Here is a 25425-nt window from a genome sequence, read left to right on the forward strand (position 1 = left end):
CCCCCTACTCGTTCATCGGGATACGGATGCCGCGCTCTGCGGCGACTTCGCGTGCCCGCTCGTATCCGGCGTCGGCGTGGCGCATTACCCCGGTGCCGGGATCATTGGTGAGCAGCGTTTCCAGTTTGCGGGCGGCCAGCTCCGTACCGTCCGCCACCCCCACCTGGCCGGCATGGATGGACCGGCCGATACCCACCCCGCCGCCGTGATGCAGCGAGACCCAGGTGGCGCCGGACGCCGTGTTAAGCAGGGCGTTGAGCAAGGGCCAGTCCGCCACGGCATCCGAACCGTCGGCCATCGCCTCGGTTTCCCGGTACGGGGAGGCCACCGACCCGGAGTCCAGATGGTCGCGCCCGATGACGATGGGCGCGCTGACCTTGCCCTCCGCCACGAGCCGGTTGAACAGCAGGCCGGCCTTCGCCCGGTCCCCGTAGCCCAGCCAGCAGATCCGTGCCGGCAGTCCCTCGAACTCCACGTGTTCAGCGGCGGCGTCGATCCAACGGTGCAGCCGGGTGTTCTCCGGAAACAGTTCCTTGATGGCGGCATCGGTAACCGCAATGTCCTGCGGGTCGCCGGAGAGTGCCACCCAGCGGAACGGCCCCATTCCCTCGCAGAACAGCGGCCGGATGTACGCGGGGACAAAACCGGGGAAGTCGAAGGCGCGGGCGTAACCGGCCTGGCGGGCCTCATCGCGGATGGAGTTGCCGTAATCGAAGACCTCCGCGCCGGCATCCTGGAACCCCACCATGGCGGCGACCTGCCGGGCCATGGATTCGCGCGCCTGTTTGGTGAAACCTTCCGGATCGGCAGCGGCTTCGATGTGCCACCGGTCCACCGGAATGCCGACCGGCAGGTAGCTCAGCGGGTCATGGGCAGAGGTTTGGTCGGTGACAATGTCCACCACGATGTCCCCGGCGTGCTGGCGCCGCAGCAGTTCCTCGAACACCTCGGCGGCGTTGCCCACCACTCCCACGGACAGGGCCCGCTTCTCGGTCCGGGCGGCCATAACGCGGGCGACGGCGGTGTCCAGGTCCGGTGCCACCTCGTCCAGGTAGCGTTTTGCTGCACGTCTGCGGAGCCGGATTTCATCCACGTCCACAATCAGCACCGCCCCGCCGTTCAGGGTCACCGCAAGCGGCTGCGCGCCGCCCATGCCGCCGCACCCGCCGGTCAGGGTCAGCGTGCCGGCCAGGGTGGCATTCCCGTCGCCGAAAAGCTTGCGGGCCACGGCGCCGAACGTTTCGTAGGTGCCCTGCAGGATTCCCTGGGTCCCGATGTAGATCCAGGACCCGGCGGTCATCTGCCCGTACATCATGAGGCCCTCCGCTTCCAGCCGGCGGAACTCGGGCCAGGTGGCCCAGTCCCCCACCAGGTTGGAATTGGCGATCAGCACCCGCGGGGCCCATTCGTGCGTGCGGAAGACGCCGACAGGCTTGCCGGACTGGACCAGCAGGGTCTCGTTTTCGGCCAGGGTGGCCAGGGTCTCGATGATGGCGTCATAGGCTTCCCAGCTGCGGGCTGCGCGTCCGGTGCCGCCGTAGACCACCAGGTCCGCGGGCCGTTCGGCCACCTCGGGGTCGAGGTTGTTCATCAGCATCCGCAGCGGCGCTTCGGTCTGCCAGCTTTTCGCCGTGAGGCGGGTGCCCCGGGGTGCACTGATCTGCCGGTTCGGATCTGAGGTGGTTGCCATAGCCAGACCGTAACGGGCAGGCTCTCCCCTGCCGCCGCCGTCGCCGTCGTATTCTGGGATACCAGACAGCACTCACGCTTTTCCGGGTTCGGCGCTGTTGCCTTCCGGAGTCAGGTGTCCGCCGGAGGCTGCCTGCAGTTCAGCCCGGGGTCCGGCCAGGGGCCCACCGTCACGGACGGGCAGGCGCACCGAGCCGCCGGGAGATTTCTGCGGCACAGCGGGCCAGTTCCGGCAGGTAGTCCTCTGCCAGGGCCTCGACGGCGGTCCGCGCGCGGGCAGCCTGGCCGTTTCGGCCGGCGCCTGCTCCAGGGCCGGGCACGGCATTCCGGGTGGGCACCGTAACCGTGACACTGGCTACCGCATGGCCGGCGCGGTCCAGGACAGGTACGGCCAGGGAGGAGAACCCGTCGGTGACCTCATCCTCTTCCCACGCGTAGCCGCGCTCCCTGACCTGCTCCAGCAGTACGCTCAGGGACGGGCCGGCGGCACGGGAGGACCGCATCACGTTTGCGTCCGGGTACAGGGCCCGCAGCTGCGCCTGCTTCATCAGGGCCAGCAAAGCCCGCCCGCTGGCGGTGCGGTGGGCCGGAAGGCGCACCCCGGCGTCGGTCACCAGTGCCGGCTGGCGCGGTGCGCGTTCTTCGATCACGTAAATAACGTCGGCCCCCTGCAGCACGGCCAGATGTGCGGTGGCCCGGGTGCGGGTCACCAGCTTCCGCAGCGGAAACCTGCCGATGCGCTGCAGGGGTGCCTGGCGGGCGTATCCGGTGCCCAGTTCATGGGCGGTGGCGCCAAGCGCATATCTGCTTTCCTCGGGCAGGTGCACGGCGAAGCCGTCGGCAACCAGCGCGGCCAGCAGATGGTAGGTGGTGGAACGGGGCAGGGACAGATCCCGGGCCACGGCACCGGCACTGACCGGTCCGGCCTGGCGGCCAAGGTAGCGGAGGATGGCGAGGACCTGGGCGGCCGCCGGGACCTGGACGTGCGAATAACTGGCGGACATGGGCAGAGTCTAGGGCACTGTCTGGTATCCCAGAAACGGAATGCGCCCGGAACGTAGGTTTGCTGCCGGTCCGGTGGTGAGATGGAAGCCGGCGGCATACCCGCCGGAACTGCGCCGGCTGGGCGGCATGACGACGGAGAGTTTTCTCCGCGAGGACGGAGAGCAATGCACGTTGAACAGGGCCTGCAGGCAGTCGAGTTGGGGACCGGTCCGTTGGCAGCGCCGGAGATTGTGGCAGTGGCCCGGCACGGTGCGCGGGTGAAGCTGGCTTCCGGCGCGTTGGCCGCCATGGCCTCCTCACGCAGTGTCATCGAGAATCTTGCCGCGGATGCCAAACCGCACTACGGCGTCTCCACCGGGTTCGGCGCCCTCGCCGTCAAGCAGATCCCGCCCGACCAGCGGACCCAGCTGCAGCGTTCCCTGATCCGCAGCCACGCGGCGTCGTCCGGCGCGGAAGTGGACCGCGAAGTGGTGCGTGCGCTGATGCTCAACCGCCTCTCCACCCTTGCTACCGGCCGCACGGGCGTCCACCCGGAGATCGGCGTTGCCTATGCCGGAATGCTGAACGCCGGCATCACGCCCGTCATTGGTGAATACGGTTCGCTGGGCTGTTCCGGCGATCTGGCACCCCTGTCCCACTGTGCCCTGGCCCTGATGGGCGAGGGCGAGGTACGGACCGCTGACGGCCGGAAGCTTCCGGCCGCGGAAGCACTCACGGAAGCCGGACTCGTCCCCGTGCAGCTGAGGGAGAAGGAGGGGCTGGCCCTGATCAACGGTACGGACGGCATGCTCGGCATGCTGACGTTGGCCATCGCGGACCTGCACCGGCTGCTGTCCACGGCCGATCTGGCCGCGGCCATGAGCGTTGAGGGGCTGCTGGGCAGCGACTCGGTGTTCGCCGAGGACCTCCAGGCGCTGCGGCCGCAGTACGGGCAGGCCGAATCCGCAGCCAATATCCGCTCCGTTCTGGCCGGTTCGGCGCTGATCGAGGAACAGAAGACCGGCGGCTTTACCCGGGTCCAGGATGCGTATTCGCTGCGCTGCGCACCCCAGGTGCACGGTGCGGCCCGCTCCACCCTGGCGCATGCGGAGAGTGTGGCTGCCGCCGAGCGTGCCTCCGCCGTCGATAATCCGGTGGTGACCCTGGACGGGCGGCTGGAATCCAACGGCAACTTCCACGGCGCACCGGTGGGTTACGTCCTGGATTTCCTGGCCATTGCCGTGGCTGACGTGGCGTCCATGAGCGAGCGCCGCACCGACAGGTTCCTTGACCGATCCCGCAGCCACGGACTCAATGCCTTCCTGGCCCATGATCCCGGTGTGGACTCCGGACACATGATCGCCCAATACACCCAGGCGGGAATCGTGTCCGAACTCAAGCGGCTGGCCGTCCCGGCGTCGGTGGATTCCATCCCGTCCTCCGCCATGCAGGAGGACCACGTCTCCATGGGCTGGGCCGCGGGGCTGAAGCTCCGCCGCGCGTTGGACGGACTCACCCGGGTGCTTGCCATCGAGCTGCTGACCGCCGCCAGGGCGTTGGATATGCGCGACGGCGGACTGGCCGGCTCCCGCAGTGCCCCCGCCGCTGCTGCGGCGCGGGCGGCGATCCGGGAGGTCGTTGCCGGCCCGGGGCCTGACCGGTATCTCGCCCCGGAGATCGAGGCGGTACGGGTTCTCGTGGACACCGGTGCCGTGCTGGCCGCGGCGGAGGACCAGCTGGGAGTCCGGCTGTACTGATTTCTCCGGCCGGCTCCCGGGCACTGATTCCCCGGGACACCCGCCGTTTGCCCGCGCTAGGCTTTGCGGATGAATACGCATTCGGAAAGGGGTGAGCGCCGGCTGACAGCCAGTGTCAGCGGAGAGGTGCAGGGCGTGGGATTCCGGTACCGGACCCAGCGGCGTGCCGTGCAACTCGGCCTCACCGGAGTGGTCTCCAATATGTCCGACGGATCCGTCCGGGTGGTCGCCGAGGGCAGGGAACCCGCCCTGGACGGGCTCCGGGAGTTCCTGCGCGGTCCGGAAGCTCCGGGTGTGGTCACCGGCGTCGAGGAATCCTTTGGCCCGGCCACCGGGGAATTTCCGGACTTCCGGGCGGAGTAGACCGCCAGACGGGCGAGACTGGTTAAAAGGAAAACGCCGGCAGACTATGGGCTGGTTGGGGGAAACAACCCTAGTCTGCCGGCGCCGGACCGGTCACTACTCGGTCCATTCATCACTCGCACCCTTATGAGGTACTAACTACGATAAGCGGCCCGTCTGGGTAGGTGCTGAAGACAACCTGACAACTACCTGAGTATTGGGGGGACCTTGCCTGCCAGGCAGGTTAGGCGGCGGCCAGCTCACGGTCAGGCTGGCGGACGGCGGACGCAGTGCGGACCGGTCCCAACGGGAAACCGCAGGACGGGGCACCCTCCAGACGCGGCAGAACATCCTGCTGCGCGGTGCGGATACCGGGAACTCCCATCACCGCTGCCGGGGCGGAGGAGGCAGGACCGGTGCCGGATGCCCCTTCCGGTTCCCCTTTGCCCGCATCGGCAGCCACGCGGCCCGCCGGGGTTTTGTTCCCCGCGGCGCCCGCACCCTTGTTTGCGGAACCGGGTTTCTTCCCGCCCGAGGTCTTCTTCGGAGTGGTGTTCGCCGAGGTGCCGGCCGTCCGCGAAGCGCTGTTCGTGGCGGGTCGCGACTTGCTGCCCTGTGCCTTCTGTGCCGGACGCTTGGCACCAGCCTTCTTTTTGGTGGCCGATTTATTTACAGGCGACTTGGTTTTCGACGGCGTAACCATCGCGGCGGAGGCGGCAGCCTGCTTCTCCGCTGCGGCGGCGGCGGTCAGGACCGCCGTCCGGGCAGCCAGAGCGGCCGCTACATCCAGTGCATCCACCGTCTGCGGCATCCGCACGGCAACGCTGGCACGGCCGGACGGCGAGGCAGGACGCAGAGCCGCCAGGATTTCTTCCGTAGCGGAGCGGGTCGTGTCCACAAACACGGCCGCAGCGCCGCCTTCCGGCTTGGTTTCCACCCGCTGGCGTGCGCCCCGTGAAACGTAACGGTAGATTGCCGAGACCACTACCAGCAGGGCTGCGCCCGTGCCGTAAAGAAGTACCAGCGAAAGGGCCAGGGAGGTAGTTCCGCCGGAAAAGAAACCTACGCCGATAATGGCCAGAATCAGCCACAACGTGCTGAGAACTGTGAGGATCGAACGGACCCGGATGTAAAGGGGACGCTGCTGCACGCCAACAACTTTTGGCGGCAAGAAATCTGGCACTGAGACTGACCTTTCGGGCACTGAATTTTCGATGCGTAGGTGTTTTCGCCGGACGGGCTTGATACCTACAACTCTAGGCATCTCTTGGTGTCCTAACGACCATACGGGCGGCCCTTGGCTGATTCGTTACAGCGTAAACAGTGAGATCTTGGTCACACTGTCATCCGGGCTGGGCTCAGCGCCTTGCGGAGCGGGTTTTCCGCTTCGGTTCCCTGCAGGATTCCGGCGGCGAGTTCGGCAATCCCGGAGGAGGTCTGGAACCCGTAACCACCCTGACCTGCCAGCCAGAAGAACCCCTGCACGACGGGATCCGGCCCCACCACGGGCAGCCCGTCACGGGTTTCGGTGCGCAGTCCGGTCCATGCCCGGGACACCCCGGTAATACCCATGGTGGTGACGCTGTTAACCAGTTCCACCAGCGCCTGCACATCGGCCGGCCGGGGACGGGCATCCTCCGGCACGCTTGGTTCGCTTTCGGACGGCGAGATCAGCACCTGCCGGCCTTCGGGGCGGTAGTAGAAACGGTCCTGCGCGTCGGCGACCATCGGCGCTCCGTCCGTCAGGGGCCGCTCGACGTTGACGACGGCGGCTGTCCGGCGGTATGGCGTCAGCCCCAGCGGGCGGGCCCCAAAAATTTCGGCGAGGTTGTCCGCCCAGGCGCCGGCGGCGTTGACCACCGTGCGGGCGAGGAACCGGTTTCCCTGCGCCGTAACCTCCCACGTTTCCTGTCCCGGACCTGCCACCCGGCGGGCCTGCCCCACCCGGTGTCCGGTCAGGATGCGCCCGCCGGCGGAGCGGAGCCGCTGCTGGTGGTATTCGAGCAGTGCGTCCGTGTCGCAGGCCACCGAGGTGGTGTCCAGCCCGGCGGCGCTGAAAGCTGTTGCCTGCAGCTCCGGGGCCAGCCCGAGAGCTTCCGCCGGCATCACCGGATGCATGTGCGCACTGGCCCGGTCCCGTACCGACTCTTCGTCACCGATCAGCAGGAAACTGCGGGGCGTCAGGATAGGTGCCGGCAGCTCCGCTTCCGCCCGGCGGATCAAGGCAAGCGTTCGCAGGGTCAGATCCTGCACGGGCGGCGGTCCGTAGCTGGGGATCAGCTGGCGGGCGGACCGGGAGGAGGTGTGATAGGCCAGCGTCTGCTCGGCTTCCGCCAGCACCACGTCCGCGCCGTGGGAGACCGCCAGTTCGGCGGCCAGGGACAGACCGGCAATCCCGCCGCCGATCACCAGAACATCGCAGGAAACCGGAGTGTTCTGCGCATCGGTCATGAGGAGGTCCTTTCGACGGTGAGGAGGGTGGCGTCGTCCGCGCTTTCACCGGTTTCCGTTTGCACTGTGCGCAATGACAGCAGCATCTGCTGGGCAGCCAGCGGGGACCGTGCCGCGTCCAGGAACTCAGCCGGTCCCTGCACAATTCCCAGCTCCACGGCCCGCCAGGCTCCGTCGGAGGCCAGCACCATTCTTCGGGGAGTTCCCAGACGGACCGTGCGGGCCTGGTAGGCGGCTTCCACCTCGCGCCGGGCAACCCACAACCGTCCGGGTATGTTGCGCAGTTCCCTGTCCCGGATCCGCAGCTCCCGTTCCCGCACCGGGTCCTCCTCCGGGGCAATCCGGATGTCCGCCGGTTCGTGCGTGACGTGGACCAGTGTCCCGTCCTCCAATTCCACCACTGCATGGCAGTCTGCCAATGCCAGAACGTCCACCCCCTCGCCGGTCAGCTGGGCAAGGCACATTGCGGCGGACGGGAACCGGACTCGTTCCCCGCCGACCAAGGTGGCGGCGAGCTCATCCATTCGTCCCAGGGCATCTGCAAGCACCGCCTGTGCACCAGGGACCCCGCCCGCCGTGCCCGCGGACACGACGGCGGCGTCTGTGAGCAACCGGTCCAATTGCCGTGCATACCAGGCCGGGTCGGAGGGGCCGGGCAGTCCCAGCGGGGGAAGCAGCGCGCTGGCACCATCCAGCACCCAGGCGGTGGCCCCTGCATAGCCGCACTCGTCCTCCTGGACATGCCCGTCCCCTTCGATGGAGATCCGGACCGAGTGTTTCCAGCTGCCGATCCCCACCTAGACCGTCCCTTCCATGTCATTCGTGAGGATTTCCATGAGGGTTTCGGACCCCAGCAGGTTCAGGTCCGGAGCGTCATCGGAGTTGGCCAGCAGGACCGTCGCCAGACACACAGCCCAGCCGCGGGCTCGCTGCCAGATATACGGGTCGGCGTCATACTGCGGCCCCAGCGCGGCGCGGAACGCGTTCCGGCCCGCGGCGTCGAACACCAGCCAGGCAGCAGCCAGATCGGTGGCCGGATCCCCGGCAGTCAGGTCACCGAAATCGATCACTGCCTGAAGGGCCTGGTCCCGGGAGACCAGGTTCGCGGCGTGCAGGTCACCGTGCAGCCAGAGCGGCGGCCCGGGCCAGCCGGGCGCTTCCCGCGCTTCCGACCACACCTCGCGGACCCGGACGGCGTGCGGGACCATGCCGGTGTCCAGCCGCTCCTGCACCGATTTGTCCCGATCCGGCAACGGCCCGCCCCGGAACGGATTCCGCGGATAATCCGGCGGCGCAGGCCGGTGGAAGGCATTCAGGAACGCAGCAAGGCCCTCCGCCAACGCTACGTTGCGGTCCCTGGGCTGCAGGGAAACATCCTGCCCGTCGAACCAGCGTGTGATGCTCCACGGCCACGGGTAGAGCTCGCAGGGCGATCCGGAGAACAGCGGAGCGGATGTCGGAACCGGCACATTGGCAGTGAGCTGCGGCAGCCAGCGCTGTTCATTGGCCGTGAGCCCCGCTGCGGACCGGCGGCGCGGCAGGCGGACTGCATACTCGGTGCCCAGCCGGTAAATGTGGTTGTCCCACCCGCTGCCGGCTACGTGCAGGTCAAGGCCGGCCAGCTCCGGCCGGTGTTCACGCACCAGCTGGCGCACCAGGGCGGGGTCGGCGGAGATCTCGGCAGCGGGAAGGTTGGCCATTTCGAAAGACTACCGTCAGGCCCTGCCGGCCGTCTGCCGGAAGTCGGAGATGACGCAGCCGGAGATGGCGCCGGTGCGCGCTAGGCCGGCGCGTCCGCCCGGTCCGGGCCGGCGAGCTCGACAAACTTCCGCGCCCGCACCCGCATGGCGGCCAAATCCCCCGCCGGGGTCGCGGCGTCCCCTACCAGCGGTCCGCCCAGGCCCAGTGCCACGGCGCCGGCCCGGAAGTATTCCGGCGCGTCCCCCAACCCCACTCCCCCGACCGCAATAAAGGGAATGTCCGGCAAGGGGTCCCGCAGGGCCTTCAGGTACCCCGGCCCGCCGGCAGACGCCGGGAAAAGCTTCACCGCGGCTGCCCCCTTCGCCATGGCTGCCACGGCTTCCGTGGCCGTGTAGGCTCCCGCGAGCACCGGCAGGCCCAGCCGGGCGGCTGCTGCTACCGAATCCGTCACTCCGGGCGTCACCGTAAAGCGGGCCCCGGCCGCCGCCGCGTCGCGGGCCTGCGCCGGGGTAATCACGGACCCGGCGCCTATCCAGTGCCCTGGGGCGGCTTCGCTGCGGAGGGTCTCGATGGCCTGCAGCGCCCCCGGCGTTGTCAGGGTGATCTCCACGCAGGAGATGCCCTCCTCGAACAGTGCCCGGGCGGCGGCGACGGCGGCGGTGCCGTCGGTCCCCCGGATAATCGCCACCAGCCGCCCCCGGAGCAGGGCGGGCAGGAATTCGTCAGTTGTCATCTCTGCCTACCATTCCGCGAAGGAGCCGTCGCTGTGCCGCCAGATGGGTCCGCGCCAGGCGTGCCCGCTCTTGTCCGCGGACCGCACCGCCTGTTCGTCCACTTCGATCCCCAGGCCCGGGCCCGTCATTCGTTCGATGTGCCCGTCGGTGAAGGCAAACGGAGCCTTGTCCACCACGTAATCGAGCACCTCGGCCCCCTGGTTGTAGTGGATGCCGATGCTCTGTTCCTGGATCAGGAAGTTCGGGGTGGCGAACCCCACCTGCAGGCAGGCTGCCAGTGCCAGCGGCCCCAGCGGACAGTGCGGTGCCAGCTGGACGTCGTAGATCTCGGCCAGGGAAGCGATCCGGCGCACCTCCGTGATGCCTCCCGCGTGGGAGAGGTCCGGTTGCGCCACGGCAATTCCGGCCTGGAGAACCGGAAGGAATTCCTGCCGGCTGTAGAGCCGTTCACCGGTGGACACGGGAATACTGGTGGCGGCGGTGACGGACTGCAGCAGGTGCGGGTTTTCGGGCAGCACCGGTTCCTCCAGGAAGAACGGCCGGTAGGGTTCCAGCAGTGGTGCCACCCGGCGGACATTCGCCACCGAAAAACGGCCGTGGAAGTCCACAGCCACGTCCCGGTGGTCGCCAAGGACCTCACGTGCGGCTGCCACCCGGCGGACGACGGCGTCCAGTTCCGCCACGGTGGCCACGGCACCCATCCTGCCGCTGGCATTCATTTTGACGGCAGTCAGTCCGGCCTCCACCTGTGCACTGATGTGGTCTGCAACCTCGCCGGGGTCATCACCTCCCACCCAGCCGTACATTCGGATCCTGTCCCGGACGTGACCCCCCAGCAACTGATGTACCGGTGTGCCGAAGTGTTTGCCGGCAATGTCCCAGAGCGCCTGGTCCAGGCCGGAGACCGCGCTGGCCAGGATCGGCCCGCCCCGGTAGAAGGATCCCTTGGTCAGCACCTGCCAGTTGTCCTCGATCCGCAGGGGGTCCCGGCCGACCAGGAGTTCGGCCAGCTGTTCCACGGCGGTCCGGACCGTTTCGGACCGGCCCTCGCAGGTGGCCTCGCCCCAGCCGACAATGCCTGAATCGGTTTCCACCCGGACAAACAGCCAGCGGGGCGGCACCATAAACGTTTCTATCCGGTCAACCCGCATGAGCTATCCCTTCGTGGCCCCGGCCGTCAGGCCGCTGACCACATATTTCTGCGTGAACAGGGCAATGACCATGATGGGAATCGTGACGACTGTGGCTGCTGCCATCAACCCGCCCCAGTCGATGCTGGCGTAGGAGACAAAGTCGAAAATGGCCACCGGCAGGGTCTTGGTGGACGCTCCGGAAAGCACCAGGGCAAACATGAAGTTGTTCCACGAGAAAATGAACGCGAGGATCCCGGCCGTCATGATGCCCGGCAGGGACAGGGGCAGCGTAATCAGCCGGAACGCCCCGATGGGTGAGAGGCCGTCCACCTGCGCCGACTCTTCCAGCTCCACCGGCAGCGAGTCGAAGTAACTCATCATGATGTAGACGATCAGCGGCAGCGCCACGAACATGTGGCTGAGGATCAGCACGCTGAAGCCACCCACCATCCGCAGGTTGGAAAACACGTAGTACCAGGGCACCAGCAGGCTCACGCCCGGGATGATCCGGGCCATCAGGACCACCAGTGCCGAGCGCTGCATACTAAACCTGCTCATGGCATAAGCCGCCGGTACCCCCAGGATCAGGGAAAGCAGGGTGGAGGCGAAGGCCACCCAGAAGCTGTTGAAGATGAAGACGAAATAGTTGTTGCGCTGCAGCACGTTGGAGTAGTTCTCGAACGTGGGGGTGAAGACCAGCGATTTGGCCGCGTCATAGATGTCCACGTTGGTCTTAAAGGAGGCGAGCACCATCCATGCGAGGGGTGCCAGCAGGGCCAGGATGACCACCGTCAGGGCGCTGACGCGAAAGACCTTGTAGGCGCGGCTGCGCAGCGGCTTCCGGCGCCGGGCCAGCACGGGGGCAAAGGACTCTGGAAGCTCGGTGACGGTACTCATGGGGTGCCCTTCCGGCGGCGGGTCAAAAGGAACATGATGCTGACGATGATCAGGAAGAACAGGATCAGCACCGTGGATGACAGCCCGTACTTGTTGTAGTCGAAGCTCAACCCGTAGGCGTAGATGTTCAGGGTTTCCACTTCGTTGAAGGAACCTCCGCCCTTGCCCTTGGTGGCGTACAGGATGTCGAAGGTCTTCAAGGCATCGATGCTTCGCAGCAGCACCGCGACGATGACGGTCGGCATCATCAGCGGCAGGGTCACGTACCAAAACCGCTGCCAGGCGTTGGCCCCGTCAATCCGGGCGGCCTCATCGGGCTCTTCGGAGAGCGAGGTCAGCCCGGCAAGCAGGATCAGCACGATCATCGGTGTCCACTGCCAGATATCGATGAAAATGGTGGTCGGCAGGGCACTCTCGACGCCGGACAGCCAGGGCTGCGGCGGGATGCCCACCCAGCCCAGCATTTGGTTGGCGAATCCGATGTTGGGGTCGAAAATCAGCCGCCACATCATGCCCACTGCTACCGGGGTAGCCACCAGCGGCAGCAGAATGGCCACCCGGACCCACTTTTCACCCCGAAACGGACGCCACAGCAGCAGGGCGATGCACATGCCCAGCACCATTTCCACCGCGAGGGCCGTGATCGTGAAGTAGGCAGTGCGGCCGGCGGCCGGCCAGAACCGGTCGGTATCCGTGAGGACGGTCAGGTAGTTCTCCAGGCCGATGAAATCGGAATCGGCGCGGACGGATCCCGAGGCATCGGTCAGGCTCAGGTAGACGGTCCAGGCGACGGGAAAGATGATGAGGATCCCGACGAAGATCATCGCCGGTGCTGCGAACAGCCATTTGCGGTGGACGTTCGCCCAGTCGGAGAAGGACTGCCCCGCGGTTTTCCTGGCCGGGGCGGTGGCAACGGACATGTTTTCGCCTTTGAAAGCAGGTACGGGAGGAAGGAACCGGGGCTGCCGGGCGGACCGGCAGCCCCGGGCTTACTGCTCGCCCTCGAGGAACTTCCCGAAGGCTTCGTGGGCGGCATCCGCTTCTGCATCGGAATCCGCTCCGGTGATGGCGGCCACGATGGGAGCACCGACAATTTCACGTGCCTCACCCACCGACTTCACCAGCGGCCGGTCGTGGCCGACGCCGTTTTCTGCGCTGATGCTGATCGCCTCGGCCAGATCCTCCGGGTAGGTGGAGGTTCCGCCTTCGTCCGCCCACACGGAGGCACGGGGTCCGGGGACACCGCCCTGCTGGATCTGCATGGTCATGTCCTTGCTGGTGGCCCATTCAATGAACTTCCAGGCGTTGTCCTGGTTCTGCGACGCCTCGTTGATGGCCAGGCTCCAGGACGGAATGTTGTACGGCTTCGAGCCCGCCGGTCCGGCCGGCAGAGGTGCGAAACCGACGGTGTCAGCCACCTTGGACTTCGCCGGGTCAGTTGCGTTCTTGTAAAGCGAATCGGCCTCCGTGTAGAAGGCCGCACCGCCCTGCGTAAAGATGGCCATGGCCTCGGACCAGCTCATGTCGGTGCTGACGTTTTCAGGCCCGTAGTTATTGATGAGCCCGCCGTAGAAGGCATACGCTTCCTTGGCCTCGTCGCTGGAAACGGCCGACTCGCCGTCCTCGATGAAGTCACCGCCGAAGCTGAAGAGGAAGCTGGAGAACTGGGTGACTGCTGCGGACTTACCGGTGCGGGCCACAAAGCCGGCCGTGCCGGGGTTAGCCTCGGAGATGGTTTTCGCAGCCGCTTCCAGCTCCTCCATGGTGCCCGGGACTTCCAGACCGGCCGCCTCAAGCAGGTCCTTGCGGTAGTACAGCACCTCACGCTCGGTGATGATCGGGACACCTACCACCTTGTCCTCGAAGGTGGTTGCGGTCACCGGGCCTTCCTGGAAGTCGCTCCATTCCCAGTCCTCGTTGCCTTCAACCCGGTCAGTCAGGTCCGCCAGATAGCCGTTGTCCGCGAACAGCCGCCCCTCCTGAAGGGGCCGGTACATCATGACGTCAATCTCGTCCGACCCCGCATTGAGTTTTACGTTGTACTGGTCCGAGAGCTGGTCCTCGCCCAGCTGGGTCAGTTCCACCTTCAGCCCGGTTTCCTTTTCGAACTCGGGAATGGCTTCCTTGATGGTGTCCGTCCACACATGGTTGGCCACCGTGACCCGCACTGTGTCCGAACCCTCGGTTCCCCCGTCGTCTCCGCTGCCGCAGGCGGTCAGTCCCAAAGCCAGAGCTGTCAGCACTGCTGCGGTCCGTGAAAGTTCTTTGCGCCCCACGCCGTCTCCGTCCGTCCGGGGCCGCCTCTGGCGAGGAACCCCCGCGCGGATGCCTCGTTGCTTCCGCGGTGAGCAGAGTCTAAGACGCTAAATCATACTTAATCAATGGTTTTTTTAAAGCCGTATGATTCAACGATGACGACGCCGTCGAACCGCCGCACCCCCGGCTCTCCGACTCCCGCAGCGGGGACTGCCCCGGGCCTGCATGCCCGTGTCCTGGAGGATCTGGGGCTGGCCATTTGCGAGGGGCGCCTGACAGCCGGAGAGATCCTGCGCACCGAGCAGTTTGAGGAGAGGCTTGCTGTCTCCCGGTCAGTTATCCGCGAGGTGCTGCGGGTGCTCTCGGCCATGGGCATGGTGGCCCCGCGCCGCAGGGTCGGGGTGCAGATACTTCCGGTGCAGTCCTGGAACCTCTTTGACCCGCTGGTTATCCGGTGGCGGTTGGCCACCTCGGAGCGGCTGAACCAGCTGCGCTCACTCGCCGAGCTGCGTACCGCCGTCGAACCGCAGGCTGCCCGGCTGGCCGCCGGACGCGCCGCGCCCGAACAGGCCGCGGAACTGCTGCGGCTGTCCGGAGGCATGTGGGCTGCCGGAAAAACCGGAAATGCCGCAGAGTTCCTTCGCCTGGATGTGCAGTTCCATCAGTTGCTGCTGACGGCCTCCGGCAATGACATGTTTGCCCAGCTGCAGCGGCTGGTGGCGGAAGTCCTGACCGGCCGTACGCAGTACGGCCTGGTCCCGGACGTGCCCCACGAGGAAGCGCTGCAGCTGCACATGGACATTGCCCTGGCCGTGCAGGCCGGCAATGCCGCGTCGGCGCAGGCAGCAATGGAGAGGATCGTCGAGCGGAGCATGGAGGAAACCACCGATTACTGGGCGCGGCACGCCGAACCGGAGCCTTAACGCGAAGACCGGCCCCGGATGCCCCGGGGCCGGTCTTCAGCACCAGCTGCCTAGCCCTGAACGCCCAGGCGTTCCAGAATCAGCTCGCGCACGCGGCCGGCGTCGGCCTGGCCGCGGGTGGCCTTCATGACGCCGCCCACGATGGCGCCGACGGCCTGGACCTTTCCGCCGCGGATCTTGTCCGCAACGTCCGGCTGTGCGGCAAGGGCTGCGTCGATTGCCTCGAGCAGGGGGCCGTCATCGGAGACCACGGCCAGGCCGCGCTTTTCAATCACTTCCTCCGGGGTACCTTCGCCGGCGAGGACGCCGTCGAGGACCTGGCGGGCCAGCTTGTCGTTGATCTTGCCGGCCTGCACCAGGCGGTCCAGCTCCACGATCAGCTCAGGTGTAACGCCCACGTCCACCGGATCAACTTCGGCTTCCTTGGCACGGCGGGCAACCTCACCCATCCACCACTTGCGGGCCACCTGGGCGGAGGCACCGGCGGCAATGGTTTCCTCGATGGCTTCCATGACGCCGGCGTTGACCACGTCGCGGAACTCAGCGTCGGAGTAGCCCCAGTCTTCCTTGAGCCGCTTGCGGCGCTCAGCCGGGGGCTCGGGCAGCTGGGCGCGCAGCTCCTCGATCCATTCCTTCGAGGTGACCACGGGAACCAGGTCAGGTTCGGGGAAGTACCGGTAGTCATCGGCGTCGGACTTCGGCCGGCCCGAGGTGGTGGAACGGGTGTCCTCGTGCCAGTGCCGGGTTTCCTGGACAATCGTGTTGCCGGAGTCCAGAACGGCCGCATGGCGCTGGATTTCGAAGCGGACGGCGCGTTCGACCGCGCGCAGCGAGTTCACGTTCTTCGTCTCCGAACGGGTGCCGAACTTTTCCTGGCCGTGCGGGCGCAGCGAAACGTTCGCGTCGCAGCGCACGTTGCCGCGTTCCATCTTCGCGTCGGAGACACCGAGGTTCTTCACAATTTCCCGGATGGCGGCCACGTAGGCCTTGGCGAGTTCGGGAGCACGGGAGCCGGCGCCTTCGATGGGCTTGGTGACAATCTCCACCAGCGGCACGCCGGCACGGTTGTAGTCCACCAGGGAGAAGTCGGCGCCCTGGATGCGGCCTGTTGCGCCGCCCATGTGGGTGAGCTTGCCGGCGTCCTCTTCCATGTGGGCACGCTCAATCTCGACCCGGAAGACGGTGCCGTCTTCCAGTTCGATGTCGAGGTAGCCGTCGTACGCAATCGGATCTTCGTACTGGGAGGTCTGGAAGTTCTTGGGCGTGTCCGGGTAGAAGTACTGCTTCCGGGCGAAGGTGCAGGATTCGGCGATCTTGCAGTTCAGGGCCAGGCCGATGAGGATCGAGTACTCCACGGCTTTTTTGTTCACCACCGGCAGGACGCCGGGCATGCCCAGGTCCACCGGGGTGACGGCGGTGTTGGGCTCGTCGCCGAAGATGTTCGGTGCGTCGGAGAACATCTTGGTTTTGGTGTTCAGCTCCACGTGGACCTCGAACCCCAGCACCGGGTCATACTTCTCCATGGCCTCGTCGAAGGACAGGGTTTCATCCTGGATGTGGACGGACATTTACTTCACTCCTCCGAGTACGGGTGCCGAGGCCAGCAGCGGGCCGCCCCACTTCTGCTCCAGCATGCCCTCCAGGGCGGCGCCGGCGCGGTAGAGGCGGATGTCTTCACGGGCCGGGGCCAGGAACTGGATGCCGACGGGCAGTCCGTCGGCCAGGCCGCCGGGAATCGAGATGCCCGGGACGCCGGCCATGTTGGCCGGGATGGTGGCGATGTCGTTCAGGTACATGGCCAGCGGATCGTCCAGCTTCTCCCCCAGCTTGAACGCGGTGTTCGGCGAGGTCGGGGAAATCAGCACGTCGGCCTGTGCGAACGCGGCGTCGAAGTCGCGCTGGATCAGGGTGCGCACCTTCTGGGCCGAGCCGTAGTAGGCGTCGTAGTAGCCGGCTGACAGGGCGTAGGTGCCCAGGATGATGCGGCGCTTGACCTCGTCACCGAAGCCGGCGGCGCGGGTGGCGCCCATGACGCGTTCGATGGTCAGCGGCGGCTCGGCGGGCAGCTCGCGCATGCCGTACCGGACGCCGTCGTACTTGGCCAGGTTCGAGGAAGCCTCGGACGGCATGATCAGGTAGTAGGCGCCGAGGGCGTACTTGAAGTTGGGGCAGGAGACCTCGACGATCTCCGCGCCGGCATCCCGGAGCATTTCAACCGACTCGTTGAAGCGCGCCTGCACACCGGCTTCGTAGCCTTCGCCCTGCAGTTCCTTCACGATGCCGATGCGCATGCCCGCCACGTTGCCGTTGCGGGCGGCGTCGGCCAGCGAGCCCACCGGATCCGTCAGGGAGGTGGAGTCGCGCGGATCGTGGCCGCCGATGACTTCCTGCAGCAGGGCCGCGTCCAGCACGGTGCGGGAGACCGGGCCGATCTGGTCCAGCGAGGAGGCCATGGCGATGGCGCCGTAGCGGGAGACGCCGCCGTAGGTGGGCTTTACGCCCACGGAACCGGTGACGGCGGCAGGCTGGCGGATGGAGCCGCCGGTGTCGGTGCCCAGTGCCAGCGGAGCCTCGAAGGCGGCGACGGCGGCAGCGGACCCGCCGCCGGACCCGCCGGGGATGCGGTCCAGGTCCCACGGGTTGCGGGTGGGGCCGTAGGCGGAGTGCTCCGTGGACGAGCCCATGGCGAACTCGTCCAGGTTGGTCTTGCCCAGCATCGGCATACGGGCGGCACGGATCTTGGAGATGACCGTGGCGTCGTAGGGGCTCATCCAGCCTTCGAGCATCTTGGAGCCGGCCGTGGTGGGCTGGCCCTTGGTGACGATAAGGTCCTTGATGGCGATGGGCACGCCGGCCAGTTCGTGCAGCTGCTCGCCTGCGGCGCGGGCCTTGTCGACGTCGGCGGCTACCTGCAACGCTTCATCGGTGTTGACGTGCAGGAAGGCGTTGACGGCGCCGTCAACTTCGCTGATGCGGTCCAAGTGGGCCTGGGTCACTTCGACGGCGGTGACCTCGCGGGCAGCCATCTTGGCAGCCAGCTGCGCGGCGCTTGATGTAATCAGTTCACTCATGGAAGCTTTTACTCCTCATCCAGGATGGCAGGGACCTTGAAGCGGCCGGCGGCATTGTCGGGCGCACCGGACAGGGCTTCCTCGTTGGTCAGCGTCTGCCCCACAACGTCCTCTCGGAAGACGTTGGTCAGCGGGATGGGGTGGGAGGTGGCCGGGATGTCCTCGCCGGCAACTTCGCTTACGGATTTGATCGAATCCACGATGACATCGAGCTCGCCGGCCATTTTGTCCAGCTCGTCGTTGGTCATCTCAATGTGGGCCAGCCGCGCCAGGTGCGCCACAGCCTCACGATTGATCTCAGACATGAGTCTCCCATGCGTCTTATATAGGAACGTTTTCGGTAGGTAACCGGTATCCGTTCCAGTCTACGGCGTTCGCGGGCCGCCCATGGAGGCCGCCGCCACACACTGTCAGGACCCGGAGGTGCGAAAGCCGTCCCGCCGCCGTCGGGCACCGGGACGGCTATTGCCGATGGAAAGGCAGGCTTAGACGGCCTTGCGGAAGACCCAGAGAATGTAGTCTTCGCCGGGAACCGTCCAGTCGCGCTCCGGCACCCGGACAAATCCCAGTGACAGGTAGAGGGCGTGGGCGTTGAGCATGGTGGTCATGCTGGTGAGGCTGACCGCCTCGATGCCGTCCTTGTCGCGTGCGTAGTCGATGATGGCGTTCACCAGCGCGCGGCCCACTCCCCCGCGCTGCACGGCCGGGTCCACGGCAAGCATGCGGAATTCCAGCTCACCCTCAATGGCAATGTCCGTGTAGGGCTGGCCGGCGTAGGTGATGGCGGCGGAGGCGGCCACCTTCCCGTCCAATTCCGCAACCCACAGCTCAGTGTGCTTGGCCCGGTCCTCGACGTTTTCGAGTTCCTTCACGTAGGGATTCTCGGCTTCAATGTGCTTTCCGTGCAGATAGGCCTCACGGGTAATCCGGCGGATATCTTCAAAATCAGCCTCGGTGGCAAGCCGGATGGTGATGCTCATGCGTGTTACGAATCCTTACGGTCAGGTTGAAGTGCACGTAGATTCTATCCCTCCGCCCGGCCCGCATGAGGACCGGGGTGAGGGGGCACACATTCGCCCGCGGGATGGACCTCTCCGCTACCTGCGGCGGGCCGCCGCGCAGGTGACGCAGAAACGGGTTTCAGGCCGGATTTCAAGCCTGGCAGCGGGAATGGGCTGCCCGCACTGTTCGCAGATGCCGTAGGCACCGGCGTCGAGCCGTTCCCGCGCTTCCACCAGTTCGATCATCGAGTTTTCCGCTGCGGCAAGCATGGCCACCTCATTGGCCCGTTCGACGGACACGGTGGTGCCTTCGGGATCATGTTCATCATCCGCGGGGATGTCCTTGGCTGCCAGCGTGACTTCGCGGATCAGATCGGTCAGCATCACAATCTGTTCACGGGTCTTCTCGATCCGCTCATCAATCAGGCCGGCGAAGTAGGCGGCGTCCAGTTCCGGCGGCGTCTGGGCCGCTGGTGCGGCCGGGCCGGTTTCGGGAGCCGTTCGTACGGTTTTCCGCGGCGCGGTAGTTGCTTTACGGGGCATGCCTGTACCTCCTGTGAGTCAATGCTGCACGGGATGCAATTATCCGCCGCGCGGCTGGAAAACAGGCCCGGGAAGGGCGGTCTTCCCTCAGGGCGTAATCCGGGTAGGCTTCCTCCTGAATCCGGGCGGACAAGGGAAGACATGGTTGACGCGCACTATAACGAGCCGCGCCTGGTGGCGCTGTATGACGAGGACAATGCCGGCCGCTGGGATACGGACTTTTACGCTACTACCCCAAAAGCACTGCCCCGGCCGTCGTAAAAGCCGCCTCGCGTTCGGCGTCGTCCCGCGGCGTTCCGGGACGCTGCACCGGTACTCCGGCCTCCTCGGCAATGAGTGCACCGGCGGCATAGTCGTATTCGTTCAGGCCGCGTTCCGTGTACGCATCGAGCGTCCCGTCGGCGACCATGCACAGGTCCAGCGCGGCCGAGCCGAGCCGGCGTATGTCGGCGAACTGTCCGGCCAGTGCGGGCAGGGCGGCGTACTGCTCCTCGCGTACTGCGGCGTTGTAGGAAAACCCCGTCCCCAGCAGCTTCCCGCCCCGCTCCGGATCCGGCCCGGTAAGCCTGCGGACGCTGCCGTGCGCTGAAAGCCACGCCCCGTGGCCGCGGGCAGCCGAATACACGCGTACCAGCGCCGGAGCGTGGACGACGCCGGCCAGCCACTCGCCGTCGTCGTTCACGGCTGCCACGGAGGTGGCGTAGTAGACGATGTCGCGGATGAAGTTGGTGGTGCCGTCCAGCGGGTCGATGGACCAGCGGATGCCGGACGGATTGGGCGGGGTGGCCGCCTCCAGCTCCTCCCCGGTCACGACGTCGTGCGGGCGCAGCCTGGCAAGAACCTCCCGCACGGCAATCTCGGCAGCTGTGTCGAAATCGGTGACCCAGTCACCGGCGGCGCTCTTGTTCACCGCATTCAGGCCGCCGGCGGACCGCCCCGCCAGCACCGCGGCGCCGGCAGCGGCGGCTTCACGGGCTACTTCAAGAAGTTCCAGCGGATCGGTGGCGTCCGGCAGCGGGCTCATTCGGTACCTTCCTCCAGTACGTCTTCCACGGGTTCACCCTCGCCTCCGTCGCCGTCACGCGGCACCGACCCTTCGGCCAGCAGCGTCCGGAAACCGTCTTCATCAATGACGCGGACGCCCAGGGCCTCGGCCTTCTCCAGCTTGGTCCCGGCGTTCTCTCCGGCCACCACGTAGTCGGTCTTTTTCGACACCGAGCCGGACGCCTTGCCGCCGCGCGAGAGAATGGCTTCCTTGGCCTCGTCACGGCTGAAGTTCGGCAGGGTACCCGTGACGACGACGGTCAGGCCTTCGAGCGTGCGCGGCATGGATTCGTCCCGTTCATCGGCCATCCGCACCCCTGCGGCGGCCCAGGCGTCGACGATCTCACGGTGCCAATCCTCGGCGAACCATTCCTTCAAGGCCGCGGCAATGGTGGGGCCGACGCCGTCGACGTGCGCCAGCTGCTCTTCGGTTGCTGCGCGGATGGCCTCCATGGAGCCGAACGCGCCGGCGAGGGCGCGCGCCGCCGTCGGGCCCACATGCCGGATGGACAGCGCCACCAGCACCCGCCACAGCGGCTGGGACTTGGCCTTCTCCAGTTCGTCAAAAAGCTTCCGGGTATTGGCAGAGGGAACCGAGGGCTTTTTGGCGGTGCCCTTGGTGTAGAAGTACGGGACCAGTTCGGTGCCGTCCACCACGCCCTTAACGCGCTTCGGCCGTTCGATCCGTACGTCGGCCAGGTCCTCGACCTTGAGGTCGAACAGGCGTGCCTCGCTGGTCAGCGGCGGGTTCTCCGGTTCGGCCGGCGAGGTGAGGGCAATCGCTGCCTCCCAGCCGAGCGCCTCGATGTCGAAGGCTCCGCGGCCGGCCAGGTGGAAGACCCGTTCACGCAGCTGCGAGGGGCAGGATTTGGCGTTGGGGCAGCGGATGTCCACGTCCCCTTCCTTTGCCGGTTTCAGTTCCGTGCCGCAGGAGGGGCAGTGCGTGGGCATCACGAAGTCGCGTTCAGTGCCGTCGCGGAGGGCGACGACGGGGCCCACGATTTCGGGGATCACGTCACCGGCCTTGCGCAGCACCACCGTGTCGCCGATCTTCACGCCCTTGGCCTTGACCACGTCCTGGTTGTGCAGGGTGGCCATCTCCACCGTGGAGCCCGAGACCAGCACCGGCGTCATGATCCCGTACGGGGTGACGCGTCCGGTGCGGCCCACGTTCACCCGGATGTCCAGCAGCTTGGTGTTCACTTCCTCCGGCGGGTACTTGTACGCCACGGACCAGCGCGGCACCCGGGACGTGTTGCCCAGTGCCCGTTGCAGGCCGAAATCGTCCACCTTGACCACAATGCCGTCGATTTCGTGGGACAGGTCGTGCCGGTGCTCACCGTTGTCGGCGATGTACTTCAGCACTTCTTCGTACGTGTCCAGCACCTTGTAATAGGGCGACGTCGGCAGTCCCCACTGCTGGAGCAGCTCGTAGGTTTCGGACTGGCTGGCCACGTTGAGACCTTCGCGGGCGCCGATGCCGTGCACGTACATGCTCAGCGGCCGGCGCGCGGTGACTTCGGGGTCCTTCTGCCGCAGGGAGCCGGCAGCAGCATTGCGCGGGTTGGCGAACGGGGCCTTGCCGGCTTCCACCATGGTTTCGTTGAGCTGCGCGAAGTCCTTGGAGGGGATAAAGACCTCGCCGCGGATTTCCATTTCCGCGGGCAGGTTTTCACCCTTCAGCGTGCGCGGGATGGACCCGATGGTGAGCACATTGTGGGTAATGTCCTCGCCCGTGGTGCCGTCACCACGGGTGGCGGCCCGGACCAGTTCCCCGTTGCGGTAGAGAAGGTTTACCGCCAGTCCGTCGATCTTCAGTTCGGTGAGCCACTTGATCTTCGCGCCGGGCGCAATGTTGGCCACGGAGCCCTCGGTCTTGCGCACCCAGGCATCCAGCTCGTCGAGGGAGAACACATCCTCGAGGCTATACATCCGCTGCAGGTGTTCCACCGGGGCGAAGGCCGCTGAGACCTCGCCGCCGACTTCCTGGGTGGGTGAGTCGTTGGTGACCAGTTCGGGGTGCAGCGCCTCGATCTCTTCGAGCCGGCGGTAGAGCGTATCGAATTCCGCATCCGACACCAGGGGTGCGTCCTCGTTGTAATACGCGAAACGGTAGCGGCGCACCTGGTCCGCGAGCGCGTCATATTCCTCGCGCAGGTCCCCGGCGGGCGGGGTGTCCGTGCTGACCGATTCAACGGCCGCTTCAGTGTCCGTGATTTCCGGGGATGTCTTGGCTGTGCTCACCTAACCAATCTTGCCGCATAGCGCGCGCTTGCGGGAGCGGTGCACCGCTGCCGTACCCCGACGGCGGCTCTGCGGCACCGGCCCTTCACATGTTGGAAGCAAGACACCGCCTTGCCTGATGCACGGAAACGGTCGCCGGGAGCCGCATGCCCAGAGCCTTGTTCAGCCATGCCCGGAGCGGCGCGCATCGGTCCTGCGCGGCCTTGGTGCTTGCGGCGGACCCCCGGGACTGCTAGGCCTGATGCTAGGCAACTATGTTCGCGGGCCAGGACGGACGCGCAGCTAAGCGATGAAGGGAAGTGCGGCGTGGCCAGGAAAGAACCCCGGATAGAGGACGTCAACGAAAAGGACATCCAGGTCGCATCGCGGCCCAAGGAGTGGGCCGCCGGGCTGCCGGCCGTCTATCACTCCATGAAACCGGCCATCGAACAGATGGGTCTGGCCCGCGCCCTGGGCACTACCTTCCGGATGAACCAGAAGCACGGCTTCGACTGCCCCAGCTGTGCCTGGCCGGACCCCAAGGACCGCAGCCCGTTCGAATACTGCGAGGAAGGGGTCAAAGCCGTCACGTGGGAAGCCACGCCGGTGGTCATTTCTTCCGATTTCTGGGCCGAACACAGCCTTACGGAGCTGCGTGAACGGACCGAGTACTGGCTCGGCATGCAGGGCCGGCTCACGGAACCCCTCTACAAACCCGCCGGTGAGGACCACTACCGCCCCGTGGGTTGGGACGAGGCACTGGACATCGTGGCGCAGCGGCTCAAGAGCCTGGATTCCCCGGACGAAGCCGCGTTCTACACAAGCGGACGCACCTCCAACGAAGCGGCGTTCCTCTACCAGTTGTTTGTTCGGGCCTACGGCACCAACAACCTGCCCGACTGCTCCAACATGTGCCACGAGTCCTCCGGCTGGGCCATGGGCCAGACCATTGGCATCGGCAAGGCAACGGTGACCTATGAGGACTTCGGCCAGGCGGACCTGATCATCCTGATGGGCCAGAACCCCGGCACCAACCATCCGCGCATGCTGACGGCGCTGGAGAACTGCAAGCGCAACGGCGGCAGCATCGTGGCCGTGAATCCCCTCCCCGAAGCCGGCTTGAAGCGGTACAAGAACCCGCAGAAGCCCCGCGGCATTGCGGGAAAGGGCACCGAGCTCGCAGACCAGTTCCTGCAGATCCGGCTGGGCGGGGACATGGCACTGCTGCAGGCCATTTCCAAGCGGGTGTTTGAAGCCGAGGAAAAGAATCCGGGGACCGTCCTGGACCACGAGTTCCTTGAGAAACACTGCGAAGGTCTCGAAGACCTCAAGGAGCACCTCGCCTTCCTCGACGACGATGAGGTGCTGGAAGCCACCGGGCTGCGTGCCGAGGAAATAGATGAGCTGGCTGAGCGCTACCTGAACGCCGAGAAAGTCATCATCACCTGGGCCATGGGCATCACCCAGCAGAAAAAGGGCGTTGCCACCATCAAGGAAATCATCAACCTGCTGCTGCTGCGGGGAAACATTGGCAAGCCCGGTGCCGGTGCCGCACCCATTCGCGGGCACAGCAATGTGCAGGGTGACCGGACCATGGGCATCTGGGAGCAGATGCCCGGCACTTTCCTGGACTCCCTGGGCAAGGAATTCAGCTTCGATCCGCCGCGGGAGCACGGCGCCGATGCGGTTGAAACCTTTCACCGGATGCAGGACGGGCGGATCAAGTTCTTTATGGCACTGGGCGGCAACCTGATCTCCGCCATTTCGGACACCCGGCTCGCTGAGGCGGCGATGGAAAAGACCGACATGTCGGTGCAGATCTCCATCAAGCTCAACCGCTCGCATTTGGTCACGGGCAAGGAAGCCCTGATCCTCCCGGTCCTGGGCCGTACCGAAATAGACGTCCAGGAGACTGGCCGGCAGTTCGTGTCCGTAGAGGACACCGTCTGCGTGGTGCATGCCTCACACGGCGGGGTGGAGCCGGTCTCCCCCAATCTGCTGTCCGAACCTGCCCTGGTTGCCCGGCTCGGGGCCCGGGTTATCGGGGACCGGATCGACGCAGACTGGGCCGGCTTCGAAAAGGACTATGACCTGATCCGCGACTCCATTTCCCGGGTGGTGGAAGGCTGCGAGGACTACAACGAGCGAATCCGGCATGAGGGCGGATTCGTCCTGCCCAACGGTCCGCGGGATTCGAGGACCTTCCACACGCCCACCGGCAAGGCCATCCTGACCGTCAATGACCTGGAAGCGGTCCAGCGGCCTGAGGGCACCCTGCTGCTGCAGAGCATGCGCTCACATGACCAGTGGAACACCACCATCTACGGGCACAATGACCGCTACCGCGGCATCAAGGGCGGCCGGCACGTGCTCTTTATGAACACCTCTGACATTACGGAGCTGGGGCTGGCGGACGGCCAGTACGTGGACATCCACGGCGTCCACCACGACGGGGTGGAGCGGGTGCTGCGCAGTTTCCGTGTGGTGTCCTATCCCACGCCCAAGGGATGCGTGGCGGCCTACTATCCGGAAGCCAATGTGCTGGTGCCAATGGATCACGTGGCGGAAGGAAGCAACACCCCGGTGTCCAAGACGGTCCTGGTCCGGGTGGAGCCTGCGGTCAGCGCCGGCGCCGAAGACAAGATGCGCCGTACCCCGGCGCCGGCGTAAGGGCAG

Annotated in this window: 22 protein-coding genes; 4 read left to right on the forward strand and 18 right to left on the reverse strand. The window is 66.3% G+C overall.

Translation table 11 applies throughout. The annotated features are described in order from the left end of the window. Positions 1–4: 4 nt before the first annotated feature. Positions 5–1690 carry a urocanate hydratase gene (hutU, locus tag AC5RTS_RS07605; protein WP_493991452.1) on the reverse strand — a complete coding sequence of 562 codons (1686 nt, stop codon included), beginning with the start codon at positions 1688–1690 and terminating at the stop codon, positions 5–7. Positions 1691–1859: 169 nt separating this feature from the next. Next, on the reverse strand, positions 1860–2693 hold the full coding sequence (locus tag AC5RTS_RS07610) for an IclR family transcriptional regulator (protein ID WP_493991453.1): 834 nt from the start codon (positions 2691–2693) through the stop codon (positions 1860–1862). Positions 2694–2858: 165 nt separating this feature from the next. Here AC5RTS_RS07610 and hutH point away from each other — a divergent pair, with 165 nt between their 5' ends. Next, the gene (gene hutH / locus AC5RTS_RS07615) at positions 2859–4430 is read left to right on the forward strand and encodes a histidine ammonia-lyase (RefSeq protein WP_493991454.1); all 1572 of its coding nucleotides are present in this window, start codon (positions 2859–2861) and stop codon (positions 4428–4430) included. Between the two features lie 69 nt (positions 4431–4499). Next, positions 4500–4793: an acylphosphatase gene (locus tag AC5RTS_RS07620; RefSeq protein ID WP_493991455.1), complete on the forward strand. Its 294-nt coding sequence runs from the start codon at positions 4500–4502 to the stop codon at positions 4791–4793. 223 nt (positions 4794–5016) lie between these two features. On the opposite strand, the gene AC5RTS_RS07625 is transcribed toward AC5RTS_RS07620, so the two are convergent. From AC5RTS_RS07625 to AC5RTS_RS07665, 9 genes are all read right to left on the reverse strand, one after another. Then, positions 5017–5922, reverse strand: coding sequence for a hypothetical protein (locus AC5RTS_RS07625; protein WP_493991456.1), 906 nt, complete (start codon positions 5920–5922; stop codon positions 5017–5019). A gap of 185 nt (positions 5923–6107) precedes the next feature. Continuing rightward, entirely contained in the window at positions 6108–7223 is a 1116-nt protein-coding gene (locus tag AC5RTS_RS07630) for an NAD(P)/FAD-dependent oxidoreductase (protein WP_493991457.1), read from the reverse strand. Beyond that, a complete protein-coding gene (locus tag AC5RTS_RS07635; RefSeq protein WP_493991458.1) occupies positions 7220–8020 on the reverse strand; it encodes a hypothetical protein in 801 nt (266 codons plus the stop codon). The genes AC5RTS_RS07630 and AC5RTS_RS07635 overlap by 4 nt, the downstream gene beginning before the upstream one ends. Beyond that, positions 8021–8923 carry an aminoglycoside phosphotransferase family protein gene (locus tag AC5RTS_RS07640; protein ID WP_493991459.1) on the reverse strand — a complete coding sequence of 301 codons (903 nt, stop codon included), beginning with the start codon at positions 8921–8923 and terminating at the stop codon, positions 8021–8023. Between the two features lie 80 nt (positions 8924–9003). Beyond that, positions 9004–9657: a bifunctional 4-hydroxy-2-oxoglutarate aldolase/2-dehydro-3-deoxy-phosphogluconate aldolase gene (locus AC5RTS_RS07645; RefSeq protein WP_493991460.1), complete on the reverse strand. Its 654-nt coding sequence runs from the start codon at positions 9655–9657 to the stop codon at positions 9004–9006. Between the two features lie 6 nt (positions 9658–9663). Beyond that, on the reverse strand, positions 9664–10809 hold the full coding sequence (dgoD, locus tag AC5RTS_RS07650) for a galactonate dehydratase (RefSeq protein WP_493991461.1): 1146 nt from the start codon (positions 10807–10809) through the stop codon (positions 9664–9666). A 3-nt stretch (positions 10810–10812) separates the two neighbouring features. Next, the gene (locus AC5RTS_RS07655; protein WP_493991462.1) at positions 10813–11688 is read right to left on the reverse strand and encodes a carbohydrate ABC transporter permease; all 876 of its coding nucleotides are present in this window, start codon (positions 11686–11688) and stop codon (positions 10813–10815) included. Further along, positions 11685–12608: a carbohydrate ABC transporter permease gene (locus tag AC5RTS_RS07660; protein WP_493991463.1), complete on the reverse strand. Its 924-nt coding sequence runs from the start codon at positions 12606–12608 to the stop codon at positions 11685–11687. The genes AC5RTS_RS07655 and AC5RTS_RS07660 overlap by 4 nt, the downstream gene beginning before the upstream one ends. Before the next feature lie 69 nt (positions 12609–12677). Further along, entirely contained in the window at positions 12678–13964 is a 1287-nt protein-coding gene (locus AC5RTS_RS07665) for an ABC transporter substrate-binding protein (protein ID WP_493991464.1), read from the reverse strand. A 135-nt stretch (positions 13965–14099) separates the two neighbouring features. On the opposite strand from AC5RTS_RS07665, the gene AC5RTS_RS07670 reads away from it, so the two are divergent. Continuing rightward, on the forward strand, positions 14100–14867 hold the full coding sequence (locus tag AC5RTS_RS07670) for a FadR/GntR family transcriptional regulator (protein ID WP_493991465.1): 768 nt from the start codon (positions 14100–14102) through the stop codon (positions 14865–14867). A 50-nt stretch (positions 14868–14917) separates the two neighbouring features. On the opposite strand, the gene gatB is transcribed toward AC5RTS_RS07670, so the two are convergent. The 7 genes from gatB to ligA all read right to left on the reverse strand — a co-directional run bounded on the left by gatB (position 14918) and on the right by ligA (position 22743). Beyond that, complete coding sequence (gatB, locus tag AC5RTS_RS07675) at positions 14918–16435, reverse strand: Asp-tRNA(Asn)/Glu-tRNA(Gln) amidotransferase subunit GatB (RefSeq protein ID WP_493991466.1); 1518 nt, start codon at positions 16433–16435, stop codon at positions 14918–14920. After that, the gene (gene gatA, locus AC5RTS_RS07680; RefSeq protein WP_493991467.1) at positions 16436–17938 is read right to left on the reverse strand and encodes an Asp-tRNA(Asn)/Glu-tRNA(Gln) amidotransferase subunit GatA; all 1503 of its coding nucleotides are present in this window, start codon (positions 17936–17938) and stop codon (positions 16436–16438) included. It abuts the gene before it with no gap. Between the two features lie 8 nt (positions 17939–17946). After that, positions 17947–18243 carry an Asp-tRNA(Asn)/Glu-tRNA(Gln) amidotransferase subunit GatC gene (gatC, locus tag AC5RTS_RS07685; protein ID WP_146363477.1) on the reverse strand — a complete coding sequence of 99 codons (297 nt, stop codon included), beginning with the start codon at positions 18241–18243 and terminating at the stop codon, positions 17947–17949. A gap of 180 nt (positions 18244–18423) precedes the next feature. Next, entirely contained in the window at positions 18424–18918 is a 495-nt protein-coding gene (locus tag AC5RTS_RS07690; protein ID WP_493991468.1) for a GNAT family N-acetyltransferase, read from the reverse strand. A gap of 117 nt (positions 18919–19035) precedes the next feature. Further along, a complete protein-coding gene (locus AC5RTS_RS07695) occupies positions 19036–19482 on the reverse strand; it encodes a TraR/DksA family transcriptional regulator (protein WP_493991469.1) in 447 nt (148 codons plus the stop codon). Positions 19483–19711: 229 nt separating this feature from the next. After that, positions 19712–20506, reverse strand: a complete 795-nt coding sequence (locus tag AC5RTS_RS07700) for an inositol monophosphatase family protein (protein ID WP_493991470.1) — start codon at positions 20504–20506, stop codon at positions 19712–19714. Further along, complete coding sequence (gene ligA, locus AC5RTS_RS07705) at positions 20503–22743, reverse strand: NAD-dependent DNA ligase LigA (protein ID WP_493991559.1); 2241 nt, start codon at positions 22741–22743, stop codon at positions 20503–20505. Before ligA ends, AC5RTS_RS07700 begins: the two co-directional genes overlap by 4 nt. A gap of 333 nt (positions 22744–23076) precedes the next feature. Between ligA and AC5RTS_RS07710 the strand changes: the two genes are divergently transcribed. Then, the gene (locus AC5RTS_RS07710) at positions 23077–25419 is read left to right on the forward strand and encodes an FdhF/YdeP family oxidoreductase (protein ID WP_493991471.1); all 2343 of its coding nucleotides are present in this window, start codon (positions 23077–23079) and stop codon (positions 25417–25419) included. Positions 25420–25425 lie beyond the last annotated feature (6 nt).

This window comes from Arthrobacter sp. MDT1-49-2 (genome assembly GCF_059090185.1).